The sequence below is a fragment of the Gordonia lacunae genome, from assembly GCF_002149015.1.
Taxonomy (GTDB): domain Bacteria; phylum Actinomycetota; class Actinomycetes; order Mycobacteriales; family Mycobacteriaceae; genus Gordonia; species Gordonia lacunae.
On the sequence record NZ_NGFO01000002.1, the window covers coordinates 213478 to 226850 of the forward strand.

A 13373-nucleotide genomic window follows, 5' to 3' on the forward strand; every position below is an offset into this window, starting at 1 on the left:
ACGAGTGAGAGGACCCGTCGTGGACAGCCCCACCACCGGACCGTTCAGCCCCGCCCGGCTGGGACCGCTTCATCTGCGGAACCGGCTGATCAAGTGCGCCACCTTCGAGGGGATGACGCCCGACGCCCTGGTGACCGACGAGCTCATCGAGTTCCATCGCGAGGTCGCGGCCGGTGGCGTCGCCATGAGCACCGTCGCCTACTGTGCGATCTCACCCGAGGGCCGCACCGACCGCCACCAGATCTGGATGCGCCCGGAGGCGGTTCCCGGGTTGCAGCGACTCACCGACGCCATCCACGCCGAGGGGGCGCTCGCCGCGGCCCAGCTGGGGCACGCGGGCGCGGTGGCGAACTCGGCGTCGAACCGGGCATCCTCCCTCGGACCGTCACGGATACCCGCGCCGATGGGGATGTCGGTGACCCGCGCGATCAGCATCGACGACATCGCCGGCCTGCGGACCACGTTCCGTCGGGCCGCTCGCCTCGCGGTGGACTCCGGCTTCGACGGGCTCGAGATCCACTGCGGGCACAACTATCTCATCTCCAGCTTCCTGTCCCCGCTGTTGAACCGGCGTCGAGACGCCTACGGCGGGAGCCTCGTCAACCGCGCACGCATCGCGCGCGAGGTGGTCGAGAGCGTGCGCGAGGAGGTCGGTGACGAGGCGGCGATCTGGGTCAAACTGAACACCTTCGACGGCGTCGGCCGGGTCGACCTCGAACGCTCGCCCGCGGCGCGGGCGCGCGGCCGGGCGCGGTTGAGTGGCTTCAACGTCGACGAGGCGTGCCAGGTGGCACAGCTGCTGGAGTCCGACGGCCACCTCGACGCCATCGAACCCACCGCGGGGAGTTCCCTTCTCAACCCGATGTACCTGTTCCACGGCGAGGCGCCGCGCAAGGAGTTCGCCGACGCCTTCTCCGGTGCGATGAAGTACGGCCTCAAGGCCTTCGCCCCGATCTTCCTGAAGCACTACCGCTATCACGACGCCTACCTGCTGCCCCTGGCGCGCGAGCTCCGCAAGGCCGTCGACCTGCCGCTCATCCTCCTGGGCGGTGTCACCGACCGGGCGTCGATGGACCTCGCTCTCGCCGAGGGCTTCGACTTCATGGCCATGGGCCGCGCTCTGCTGCGTGAGCCCGACCTTCCACTGCGTCTGGCCGCCGACCCCTCGACGGCGTCGAAGTGCGTCCACTGCAACCTCTGCATGCCGACGATCTACTCGCACACCCGATGCCCGATCCGGGCGGGCGAAGTCCCCGACCCGGTGACTGCCGTTCACTAGGATCATGCGCATGCCTCCCCGCCGCCGCAAGGACACCCCGCCGCCGGCGACCGGCGCCTCGGAGAAGGAGGTGCTGGTCGGTTTCCTCGACTATCTGCGCACGTCGGCGGTGGCCAAACTCGACGGCGTCGCCGAGGACGACGCCCGTGCGGCCGCGGTTCCGTCGGGCACCAGCCTGCTCGGCCTCGTCCGACACCTGACCTTCGTGGAACGGTTCTTCTTCCTGGGCGAGGATGCCGACGACTGGCAGTCGACGTTCACCTGCCCGGACACCGACACCGTGGCATCGGTCCAGGACGCCTACCGCCGTGCGGTGTCCGAGGCCGGCACGGTCATCGAGTCCTACACCGATCTGGCCGACCCGGCGCCGAGAGCGAGCGGACGACGCTCCTCACCTTCCATGCGGTGGGCGCTGACCCACCTGATCGAGGAGACCGCACGGCACGCGGGTCATCTCGACATCATCCGCGAGGGCCTCGACGGCAAGACCGGCCGCTGAGCGTCACCGCCGGATGAACTCGCCGTTGCTCTCCTCGTCGTCGTAGTACTCGATCGTCATCCGCGGCCCGTCGAATCTCACCTGTGAGATCGAGCCCGGCTCGGCGTTCTCGTTGAGCAGGGTGAAGGTGAAGGTGTTGCCGTCCCGATGGGCGAGCTCGTGTGTGCGCACCCCGCCCGGACCCATCTCCAGGACGAGTTTCCCGTCGCGCTCGACGACCTCGGCGGGTCCGTACACGGGATTGGCGTAGGTGCCCACATACGACGGCAACGGCTGCGGCGGAGCGGGATTCGACGGCGGTTCCTTGCCGACGAGTTCCCCCTCCGGCACGCTCAGCGGCGCATAGGCCTTGGCGTAGAGGTCGCGCCAGTCATTGCGGATCTCACCGAACTGCACGAGGTCCATGAACTCGGCGGCGATCGCGTCCACCGCACCGAGGGGCGCGGCGTTGGAGAGCACGACGATGGCGGTGTCGCCGGACGGCAGGATCGAGAAGACCGTTCCGGCGCCCGAGGCGAAGGCGCCGGCGTGGTTGAACTGTGTCCGCGCGTCCTCGGTGACCCCGACGTTGAAGCCGTAGCCGTACGATCCGGCGCGCGAGTCGGGTGTCTGGGGCGGGTTGGACACGATCTGCGGGGAGACCGCCGGGAGCAGGGCGTCGGGAGCCACGACCTCCTGGCCGTTGTGCTTGCCTTGGGCCAGCACCATCTTCAGCCAGATCGCCATGTCGTTCACGGTCGAACTCACGCCGCCCGCCGGTGACTGGGCGTCGGGTTCACGCGGGATCGGGGTCTTGACCCACTTGTCGTCTTCCTTGATGTGCCCGACCGCGCGGTCCGCCCGGCGCTCGAAGTCGACGAATCGCGAGCTGGTGCTGGTCATGCCCAGCGGACCGTAGACGAGGTCCTGGGACAGCGTCGCCCAGTCCGTCCCGGCTTTCACCGCCACCGCCTCGCCACCGGCAGTGACCCCGAAGTTGGTGTAGGCGTAGCTGATCCGGAACGGATCGAGGGGCATGAAGCGCATCCGCTGCAGGATCTCGTCGCGCGAGTAGCCCATGTCCTCGAGTTTGTCGCCTGCATGGTCCGGGAGGCCGGACCGGTGGGAGTACATGTCGCCGACCGTGACCGTGCGGGTGACGTACGGTTCGGCGAGCGCGAACCAGGGCAGTGCTTCCACGATCGGCATCTCCCAGGCGACCGTCTTGTCGGTGACGGCGGCCGCGACCACCGTCGATCCGACCGACTTCGACACCGACGCGAGCTGGAAGACGGTGTCCGCGTCGACCGCGTCACCGGTGGTGATGTCCTTGACGCCGAACCCCTTGGCGTACTTCGTCTCCCCTCCCGACACCACCGCCACGGCCACCCCCGGGATCTTCGTCGACTCCATCATCGAGTTGACGAGGTCGTCGAGCTGACCGACCGCCTTGTCGACGGCGTCGGACGGCAGCGGTTCGGCGGCGACGGAATTCGGATTGGCCGGCGCGGACCCCGACGGCGGAGCGCCGGTCCCCGACGACCCGCTGTCGCAGGCGGCGACGAGTGCGATCACCGCGACCGCGGAGCAGGCGGCCGTCGAGAGACGACCCCATCTCGACGCCCGGGGCGAATCCTGGCCGGGACCGCGGACGGGAACGGAATGGGCAGTGGCCATGGGGGTCTCCTCGACGTCGCTGCGTCACGATACCCCGGCGAACAGGCCCCGAGGAGGCGTTTTGCCTGGGTCGGTGCCCCGAGGTCCACACGCTCGGAATCGGCCGGCCCGGACGCCCGCGTAGGTTGGACGCCATGACCGAGCACGGCGACGAGCGCACCGCGTCCACCGACACCGATCCGTACCTGTGGCTCGAAGAGGTCACCGGCGACGAGGCGCTGTCGTGGGTGCGCGCACACAACGAGCCCACGGTGGCGGCGCTGACCTCGTCGGAACGATTCCGCGAGCTGGAGGCCGCGACGCTGGCGGCCCTCGACACCGACGATCGCATCCCCTACGCACGGCGGCGTGGGGAGTATCTCTACAACTTCTGGCGCGACGCGACCAACCCGCGCGGACTCTGGCGTCGCACGACGTACGACTCCTATGTCACCGACTCCCCGGACTGGGATGTCCTCATCGACGTCGATCGACTGGCTGCAGACGAAGACGAGAACTGGGTGTGGGCCGGCGCCACCGTGCTGCGCCCCGAGTACGAGCGCGCGCTGATCTCCCTCTCGCGAGGCGGCGCCGACGCCTCCGTGGTCCGCGAGTTCGACATCCCGTCGCGCAGCTGGGTGGCCGACGGATTCGTGCTGCCGGAGAACAAGTCCGACGTCGGCTGGATCGACCGCGACACCGTTTACGTCGGAACGGATTTCGGAGTGCAGCCGGACGGGCACGGCTCGTTGACCGACTCCGGTTATCCCCGCGTCGTCAAGCGATGGACACGCGGTACGCCGCTGTCGGACGCGGTGACGGTCTTCACCGGCGAGACCGGCGACGTGTCGGTGCGCGCGAGCTACGACAGCACTCCGGGATTCGAGCGCCACTTCGTCGGACGCGCCACGGACTTCTTCAACTCACTCGACTACGAACTACGCGACGGCACTCCCGAGTTGCTCGACGTCCCCACCGACGCCCACGCCGGGGTGCGGATGAACTGGCTGCTGGTGCTGTCGCGGTCGGAGTGGGAGGTCGACGGCACCACCCACGCACCGGGCACGCTGCTGGCCTTCGACTACGAGTCCTACCGGTCGGGCGATCGGGACGCGACCGTGCTGTTCGCACCCGACGCGCACACGAGTCTCGTCGACTACGCCTATACGCGGTCGCATCTCATCATCGTCAAGCTCCACGACGTGCACACCAGGGTCGAGGTCCGCGAACTCGGGACGTGGCAGGTCGTCGACATGCCGGGCCTACCCGACCTGGCCACCGTCTCCGTGCTCGACACCGACGCCGACGAGAGCGACGAGGTGTTCTGGTCGGCGACGTCGTTCACCGATCCGCCGAGTCTGCTGCACGGCGACAGCGGCCACGCGCCCGAGGTGATCAAGCGCAGTCCGGCATTCTTCGACGCCGACTCGGTGACCGCGGAACAGCACTTCGCGACCTCCGACGACGGAACGCAGGTCCCGTATTTCGTCGTGCGGCGCCGCGACGTGTCCCACGGTCCGACCCTCCTGTACGGCTACGGCGGGTTCGAGAACGCGCTCACCCCGAGCTACCTCGCCATCGCCGGCCAGAGCTGGATCGAGCGTGGCGGGATCTACGTCATCGCCAACATCCGCGGCGGCGGCGAGTACGGACCGTCGTGGCACACCCAGGCCCAGAAGGCGGGGCGGCACAAGGTCTACGAGGATTTCGCCGCGGTGGCACGTGCCCTCGTCGACACCGGCCTGACGACACCGGCGCAGCTGGGCGCGCAGGGCGGTTCCAACGGCGGGTTGCTCATGGGCGTGATGCTGACCCGGTATCCCGACTTGTTCGGCGCGCTGGTGTGCCAGGTGCCGCTCATCGACATGAAGCGCTATCACCTCCTGCTGGCCGGGGCGTCGTGGATGGCCGAGTACGGCGATCCCGACGACCCCGAGCAGTGGGAGTTCATGAAGCCGTTCTCGCCGTATCAGAACGTCGACGCCGAAACGACCTACCCGCCGATCCTGGTGACCACCTCGACCCGCGACGACCGGGTCCACCCCGGCCATGCGCGCAAACTCGTTGCACGCCTGGAGGAAACCGGTCACGACGTGCAGTACTACGAGAACATCGAGGGTGGCCACGGCGGCGCGGCGGACAACAAGCAGGCCGCGTTCAAGTCGGCGCTCGCCTACGAGTTTCTCTGGCGGACACTGTCTCCCGAGTCCTGAGCGGACTGGAAGACCACCACGGCCGCGGGACGGACCGAACGCTCCCCGACGACGAGCCCGGGACGGAGCAGCTCGGCGACCGTGCGGTCCGCCGCGGTGTCGGTCGCCGCTCGGACATCGACCGCTTCCATGGTGCGGGCATCGAAGCCGGCACCGGGGAGTGGGGCGACGACCGCACCGCCGCGGCCGACGATGAGCCGTTCCAGTCCGGCGCGCAACAGCTCGAACGCGGGCCGATCGGCCTCCGACGCGGAGGCCGCACACGTCGCCGCATCGGTGTGGAGCGCGAACAGGTCGACCAGAAGCGGAACGTCGGCCGCAGCGGACCCGGCCGGTCGCTCGGCCCCGTCGACGAGGCGTTCGATCGTGCGGGTCTGCCGCGCCACCACCACTGCGAGATCGGACACCTGCTCCCGCAACTGCTCGAACCCATCGGTGCGGTCGGGTGCAGCGGTGCGGTCGGGTGCAGCGCCCTCCGGAGACGTCATTCCGCCAGCGTAATCAACACCCACCCACTCCTCGGCCGACACCGGCGAGACCGTCTGCGCTGCTAGCATCCCCGATCGTGGGCGTAATCGGGATCGACCTGGGAACCACCAACTCGGCGATGGCGACGATCGATGCCGACGGTCGCCCGGCGGTGATCGTCGGCCTGACCGGCGCGCCGACCACCCCGTCGACGGTCCTGCTCACCTCGCCCACCGACCACGTCGTCGGCGAAGGGGCGCGCCGGCAGGCCCGGCTCGACCCCGAGAACGTCTGCAGCCTGGTGAAGCGGCGGATGGGCGACGCGCAGTGGCGTTTCGTCGCGCACGGCCAGACCTGGTCGGCCCCGGCGATCTCGGCGCTCATCCTCAGATCGCTGGTCTCCGACGCCGCCTTCGCCGGTGAGCAGGTCGACCGCGCCGTGATCACGGTGCCCGCGTACTTCGGCGACGAGGAGCGGCGCGCGACGATCCAGGCGGGTACGTACGCGGGTCTCGACGTCGCGGGGGTCCTGTCCGAACCGATCGCCGCGGCACTGTCCTACGGGTTCAGCCGGCTCACCGACCCGCTGGCCAAGGGCACACCCGACGAGACGGTCCTGGTCTATGACCTCGGCGGTGGCACCTTCGACGCGACGGTCATCGAACTCGCCGACCGCCGGATCACCGTGCTCGCCGTCGACGGTGATCATCAACTCGGCGGTGCCGACTGGGACGAGCGGCTGGCGCTCCATCTGTCGCGTACCTTCTGCGCCGAACATCCCGACGCCGAGGACCCGCTCGACGACTCGGCCGGTTCACAAGCGCTCATCCTCGCCGCGGAACGCGCGAAACACGAACTGACCGCATCCGATTCGACGTCGGTGATCGTCGCTCACGACGGTGCCCGGTCGGTCATCCCGCTCACTCGTGCCGACCTCGAGGAACTCACCCGCCCACTACTGGCCCGGACCGTCGAACTGACGCGGTCGTGCCTGGCCGCCGCCGAACGTCGAGGGGTGTCCGCCGTCGACCGGGTCCTGCTGGTCGGCGGCTCGTCGCGGATGCCGATGGTCGCGCGAGAGCTCGCCGCCGCACTGGGGAAGACACCGGAACTCGACGATCCCGATCTCGCCGTCGCCCGGGGAGCCGCCATCTACGGTGAGAAGCTGGAGATCGAGCGACTCGTCCGCGCCGACCTCGCTGCCCGCGGCCGCCTCCGCGAGGACCGTGGACTCGACGGCGTCGCCCCGACCGATCTCGACGAATCGTGCACACGGGTCGCGCACGCGTTCGCACTGCCGGTCAGCAGCGTCCGGCGAATGCTCGAGGTCCGCGTGGACACGGTGGTCTCCCGTGGGTTCGGGGTGCTGGCGGTCAACGGTCACAGCGGCGAGCTGGAAGCCAGCTGGCTGGTCCATCGCAACCAGACGCTGCCGATCCAGGTGCGCCGGTCGTTCGGGACCATGCGACGCGACCAGTCCCGCATCGAACTGGTCGTGCTGGAACAGCAGGGACAGGCCGCCTCCCCCCGTCCCGAAGACGCCAAGGTCCTGATCGAAGGTGCGATCACCGACATCCCGCCCGGATACGACGAGGGCAGCGAGGTGTCGGTGACCTTCGAGATGGCCTTCGACGGCGTCCTGCACGTCACCGCGTTCCACGTCGATGCCCGGATCCCGCTCACGCTGTCGGCCAAAACCGGTGCATCGCTGTCGAAGTCGGAGGTCGAACGGGAACTCGAGCAGGTGCACCGGTCCCGGCGCCGCGAGCAGTGACCGATCTCGGGTGAGGCAGGGGACCTGATGGAACCGTTCGTCGGCAACGACTATCGCAAGCGCGTGCTCGCCGCGGTCGAGAGACGTGGGGGTCCGAACGAATCCGATTCGTTCGAGCTGTACGACCTACCGATCGAGGAGGCCGAGCGGCTCGACGACGACGCCGTCGCCGCTCGACTCGACGAGGTGTGGGCGTTCTGGCAGAAGCATCGCGACCACCCGAAATACCGCATCCTGGTGGCCCGGCTGGTGGCCGAACACGACGAACGGTCGGCGCCGTTGCGGCACAAGACCGGTCGCATCGCCGAAGCACGCGCGGTGAGTACCCGGCGTGAACTGCGCGATCAGCAGCGGTTCGAACTCCTCGACAACGCGGTCGCGCGACTCAACGAGCGTTACGGCGGGATACCCAGGTCCAAGCGCGCCGGGCTCGACGAGATCGGCGCGATGGGCGGCCTCGATCCGGCGGAGGTCGCCACCCGGTTGCGGCGCCACCGCATCGTCGACGATGCACCGGCCGCGCCCGCCGCCCCGATGCCGCCGCGGGTGGCGTTGACCGCGCAGCGACGAGCCCAGATCGTCGACCTGCTGGCCGAGTTCGACCGACTGCGCGACGGCGACCCGACCCCGACCCTGCTGACCCTGTTGCATCTCGACACCGACGCGGCCGCCGACCGCGGTGTCATCGAGTCGCGGGCCGTCGCGCTCAACGACCGCGCCCGCGAACTCGCCGCCGGCCGGTTCCGCGCCGTCCTCGACGAACTGCTGGTCCATGTACACGACATCCTGCTCACCGATCCCGCACTGGCGCAGGACTATCGGCAATCGGTCGTCGACACGGTGACCGACCATCTCCGGCCGCGGGTCCGGGCCGCGGTCCTGGTCGAGGACGAACTGGGCGCGCAGGACCATGAATTCCTGCTCGACGAGGCCCGCGCCGGCGGACTCGGCGCACGCGATGCGCGCACCGTGATCGCCTCGCTCGCCGCCGAATTCGGCGCGGCCGTGAACCCGCCGGCCGGCGGCCCTGCGCGGGCCGAGCCCCCACCGACGAGGCTGTGGGCGAACGATCTCCGCGCCGCCCGCGCCGCACTGCGGGACGCCCTGCCCGTCCGGGCGCGTTCGGCGATCGCGGACGCGCGCGCCTCGGCCGGCGACGATGGTGAGGCGCTCCGGCAGATCGCGGCGGTTGCCGACGAGGTCGAGCGGGTCATCCGCCAGGCGGTGACGGATGCGCGCCGGGCGCGCGACCTCGCCGACGAGAAGCGTCATGTCGCGGCACTCGAACTGCTGGAGGGTGTGTTCCGGCGGGCCCGGGACATCGACCTGCTCCCCGAGGCGGGCGATCGCCTCGCCGAGCGGCTCGAGCAGTCGCGCGATGTCGTCGCCCGAGCCGACGCGGCCGCCCGCGCGGCGTCGGCAGGAGACCCGGCGAGCCTGTCCGCCGCGGCCCAGATGCGGCGTCAGATCGTGGATCACGATGCCCTCGACATGTCGGCGGCCGGTGTCACCGTGGACCCGCCGCGCAACGTCCGGTCGGTCGCCGACGGTGGCGCGATCACCGTCTCCTGGGATCCGTCCGCGACCGAGTCGGTGACGTATCGGGTCGTGCGGATCGCTGCCGACGGCTCGACCCGGACGCTGGGCCGCACCACGTCGACCGAACTGTCCGACGGCAGCGCACCCGACCCGGTCCCGCCGGTCTACGAGGTCATCGCCCTCCACGCCGGACACCGGTCCGAGCCGGCCCGCACCGGCTCCACGTCCGGCCCGTCTGCCGATGCCGGGAGCACGGTACCGGTACGAGCGGTCAGCCCTCGACCCGACGACCCGCCACCGGTCACGGCGGTCCGTGTCGAGGGAAATACCGTGTGCTTCGAGTGGCCTGTCGGTGTCACCGAGGCGATGGTCGTCATTCGTCCGGATGCCGCTCCGGATCACCCCGCGGACCCGGCGGCGGTCGCGTCGAAGGTCACCAACACCCGGTATCAGATCGACGGCGGTTACCCGATCCCGTCGAACATCCCACGTCCGTGCCATGTCGCGGTGGCCAGCTGCCGCCGAACTCCTCAGGGGAAGCTCGACGTCGCGTCGGTGTTCGGTCCGTCCGCACGGGCCCAGGCGCCGGCAACGGGCGCCGCCGGATGACGGTGGTCCACTACGCTGGGCGCCAACACCTGCGGCGAGTGTGTTTTCGCCGTCCGATCACCGCACCCGACGACGATGTCACCACGACGAGATGAGGAACCGAGATGGGGATCGATTACACCAAGCGTCCGAAGGCCCAGCCGCCGCAGCCGCCTGCCCAGCCCCCATCCGCGCCCGCCGGCTACGGTCAGCAGCCACCCGCCCCGGCGGGTTACGGCCAGCAGCCGCCCGCTCAGCCGGTCTCGCTGTCGAAGATCACCCTCACCAAGTCCGCGCCGAGCATCTCGCTGAGCAAGCAGGGTGCGACCACCGGCCAGGTGCGCGTCAATCTGAGCTGGACCGCGAATTCGAAGGGCGGCGGTCTTTTTCGCAAGGCGCAGGGCATCGACCTCGACCTCGCCTGCCTGTGGGAGTTCACCGACGGCAGCAAGGGCATCGTCCAGGCACTGGGCAACTCGTTCCGGGCGCCCCGTGACGGGCAGCCCATCATCTACCTCGACGGCGACGACCGATCGGGTTCCGGCGGCGAGAACATGTACATCGACCTCGCCGCCACCAACCGGATCCGGCGAATCCTGATCTTCGCCTACATCTACGAGGGCACCCCCAACTGGGCGGGCGCCAACGGCGTCGTCACCCTGTTCCCGGCCAACGGCCCGGAGATCGAGGTCCGGCTCGACGAGGCCGACCAGTCGGCGCTCTCCTGCGCGATCGCGCTGTTCGAGAACCGCGGCGGTGAGCTGGTGCTCAACCGCGAGGTGCGCTACATCCGCGGGGCGCAGGACAAGGTCGACGAGGCGTACGGCTGGGGCATGAACTGGCGCGGCGCACGCAAGTAGTCGAGGACTCCGCCATGACCACAACCACTCTGGCCGGTGTCGTCGCCGGCCTCGCCGACGGATCACTCCGCGTCATCGACCTGACGACCCCGTTGAGCGCCTCGACGCCGGCACTGCGGCTTCCCGCCCCGTTCGCGAACCTGATCGACTTCAGTCTCGAAGAGGTCAGCGCCTACAACGAGCCGGGGCCGTACTGGCGGCACAACAACATCCACACCGGGGAGCACATCGGCACCCACCTCGACGCCCCGATCCACTGGATCAGCGGACGCGACGGTGACGACGTGTCGCAGATCCCGGTGCAGCGCCTGATCGGTCCCGCGGCGGTCCTCGATCTCACCCGGGTGGTCGCCGCCGACCCGGATCATCTGTTGAGCGTCGCCGAGGTCGAGGCGTGGGAAGGCGAACACGGACGGCTCACCGCCGGTACCTGGTTGCTGCTCCGAACCGGATGGGAGTCGCGTGGGGGCTCCGAGGCCGAGTTCCTCAACGCCGACGAGACCGGGTCGCACACGCCCGGGGTGTCGGTGGAGTGCGCACAGTGGCTGGCCACCGAACGCGAGATCACCGGGCTGGGCGTCGAAACCGTCGGTGTGGATGCCGGTCTCGCGGGTGGCTTCGATCCCGCGTTCCCGGTGCATTACCACTTCCTGGGCAACGACAAGTACGGGCTCACCTCGCTGCGCAACCTGGGCGCGCTTCCGCCCACCGGCGCGGTGATCGTGGTCAGTCCGCTGCCGATCGTCGGGGGCACCGGCAGTCCGTCGCGCGTCCTGGCGATCGTCGAGGGCTGATGGACGCACCCGGCCGCTACGGCCCGACGGTCGCCGACGTGGCGGGCCGGGTACTCGCGGATCTCGGTGTCGGCCACGCGTTCGGAGTGGTCGGCAGCGGGAACTTCGTCCTCACCAACGCATTGCGCGAGGGCGGGGTGCCGTTCACCGCCGCCCGTCACGAAGGCGGCGCGGCCAGCATGGCCGACGCCTACGCGCGGATGTCGGGACGCGTCGCCGTGCTGTCGGTCCATCAGGGCTGCGGGCTGACCAACGCGATGACCGGTATCGCCGAGGCCGCCAAGAGCCGGACGCCGATGATCGTGTTGACCGCCGACTCCCCCGCGTCCGCGTTGCGCTCGAACTTCCGCATCGACCAGGAGTCCCTGGCCGCGAGCGTCGGCGCCGTGAACGACCGGGTCCACGGACCGGCCACCGTGGTGTCGGACGTGACCCGCGCCTTCCGGACCGCGGTGACGCAGCGCCGGACCGTGGTGCTCCATGTCGCAATCGACATCGCCTCCGCCGCCGCGGATTTCGACGGTCCCGGGAAGCTCTCCGTCGAGCCGCCGCGGGTCCGGCCGGCGGCCCGGTCGGTGGCGCGGCTGGCCGACGCCATCCGCGCCGCCCGGCGTCCGGTCTTCGTCGCGGGCCGAGGTGCGCGCGCTGCCGGGCCAGAAGTCGCGGCACTGGCCGAGGCGACCGGTGCGCTGCTCGCGACCTCGGCAGTCGCGAACGGACTGTTCACCGGAAACCCGTTCTCGCTCGGCATCTCCGGCGGCTTCTCCTCACCCACCACGGCCGAACTGATCGCTGGTGCCGATCTCATCGTCGGATGGGGGTGCGCGCTGAACATGTGGACGATGCGGCACGGTCGGCTCATCAATGCGAACACCACTGTGGTTCAAGTCGACGTCGACATCGACGCCATCGGCGCGCATCGCCCGGTCGATCTCGGGGTGGTCGGCGACTGCGCCAAGACCGCCGCCGACGTCCGCACGGTCCTGTCGGCTGATGGCCGCGCCACCGGTTATCGCACCGACGAGGTCAGGGAACGGATCTCGGCGTCATCGAGGTGGCAGGACGTCCCCGTCACCGGCAAGGTGACGCCCGGCAGGGTGGATCCACGGGCGCTGACGATAGCGCTCGACGAGATACTCCCGGCGGAACGCATCGTGTCGATCGACTCCGGGAACTTCATGGGGTACCCGTCGACCCATCTGTCCGTGCCCGACGAGTACGGCTTCTGCTTCACCCAGGCCTTCCAGTCGATCGGACTCGGCCTCGGGACCGCCATCGGCGCAGCCTTCGCCCAACCGGGCCGGCTCCCGGTCCTCGGCACCGGGGACGGCGGATTCCTGATGGCCATCGCCGAGTTGGAGACGGCCGTCCGACTCGCACTGCCGTTGGCCGTCATCGTCTACAACGACTCCGCCTACGGCGCCGAGGTGCACCACTTCGGGGATGCCGACATGACGACGGTGACGTTCCCAGAGGTCGACATCGCCGCGATCGCCCGCGGCCACGGCGCCACGGGCGTCACGGTCACCGGACTCGCCGACCTCGACGAGGTCCGGAGCTGGGTCGAGTCACTGCCCTCCCCCGAACCGCCGGGGCCACTGGTCATCGACGCCAAGATCGCCGACGACGGCGGCTCGTGGTGGCTCGCCGAGGCGTTCGCGGGTCACTGACCCTGCCGGACAGGGGCCTGTTTCACGCTGCGGCGTTGTGCGGCGTCGGGTCGA

The 13373-nt window shown here is 69.8% G+C and carries 10 protein-coding genes; 8 read left to right on the forward strand and 2 right to left on the reverse strand.

Annotation, left to right across the window (positions count from 1 at the left end; all coding sequences use genetic code 11):
• Positions 1-19 precede the first annotated feature (19 nt).
• Both CA982_RS02795 and CA982_RS02800 read left to right on the forward strand, forming a co-directional pair.
• A complete protein-coding gene (locus tag CA982_RS02795; protein WP_086533818.1) occupies positions 20-1279 on the forward strand; it encodes an oxidoreductase in 1260 nt (419 codons plus the stop codon).
• Between the two features lie 10 nt (positions 1280-1289).
• Complete coding sequence (locus tag CA982_RS02800; protein ID WP_208617865.1) at positions 1290-1778, forward strand: DinB family protein; 489 nt, start codon at positions 1290-1292, stop codon at positions 1776-1778.
• Positions 1779-1781: 3 nt separating this feature from the next.
• On the opposite strand, the gene CA982_RS02805 is transcribed toward CA982_RS02800, so the two are convergent.
• Positions 1782-3434 carry a serine hydrolase gene (locus CA982_RS02805; protein WP_244176106.1) on the reverse strand — a complete coding sequence of 551 codons (1653 nt, stop codon included), beginning with the start codon at positions 3432-3434 and terminating at the stop codon, positions 1782-1784.
• A gap of 134 nt (positions 3435-3568) precedes the next feature.
• Between CA982_RS02805 and CA982_RS02810 the strand changes: the two genes are divergently transcribed.
• The gene (locus CA982_RS02810) at positions 3569-5626 is read left to right on the forward strand and encodes a prolyl oligopeptidase family serine peptidase (RefSeq protein WP_086533821.1); all 2058 of its coding nucleotides are present in this window, start codon (positions 3569-3571) and stop codon (positions 5624-5626) included.
• Here the strand turns inward: CA982_RS02810 and grpE are convergent.
• A complete protein-coding gene (gene grpE, locus CA982_RS02815; protein ID WP_244176107.1) occupies positions 5587-6114 on the reverse strand; it encodes a nucleotide exchange factor GrpE in 528 nt (175 codons plus the stop codon). The two genes, CA982_RS02810 and grpE, sit on opposite strands and share 40 nt — an antisense overlap.
• 77 nt (positions 6115-6191) lie before the next feature.
• Between grpE and CA982_RS02820 the strand changes: the two genes are divergently transcribed.
• The 5 genes from CA982_RS02820 (at position 6192) to CA982_RS02840 (ending at position 13319) form a co-directional block, all read left to right on the forward strand.
• Entirely contained in the window at positions 6192-7868 is a 1677-nt protein-coding gene (locus tag CA982_RS02820) for an Hsp70 family protein (protein ID WP_086533823.1), read from the forward strand.
• 27 nt (positions 7869-7895) lie between these two features.
• Positions 7896-10016 (forward strand): SaeA-related protein, encoded by a 2121-nt coding sequence (locus tag CA982_RS02825; RefSeq protein ID WP_086533824.1) that lies wholly within the window; start codon positions 7896-7898, stop codon positions 10014-10016.
• A 104-nt stretch (positions 10017-10120) separates the two neighbouring features.
• Positions 10121-10855 carry a TerD family protein gene (locus CA982_RS02830; RefSeq protein ID WP_086533825.1) on the forward strand — a complete coding sequence of 245 codons (735 nt, stop codon included), beginning with the start codon at positions 10121-10123 and terminating at the stop codon, positions 10853-10855.
• 14 nt (positions 10856-10869) lie between these two features.
• Complete coding sequence (locus CA982_RS02835) at positions 10870-11649, forward strand: cyclase family protein (protein WP_086533826.1); 780 nt, start codon at positions 10870-10872, stop codon at positions 11647-11649.
• Positions 11649-13319, forward strand: a complete 1671-nt coding sequence (locus tag CA982_RS02840) for a thiamine pyrophosphate-binding protein (protein WP_086533827.1) — start codon at positions 11649-11651, stop codon at positions 13317-13319. The genes CA982_RS02835 and CA982_RS02840 overlap by 1 nt, the downstream gene beginning before the upstream one ends.
• Positions 13320-13373: the final 54 nt, after the last annotated feature.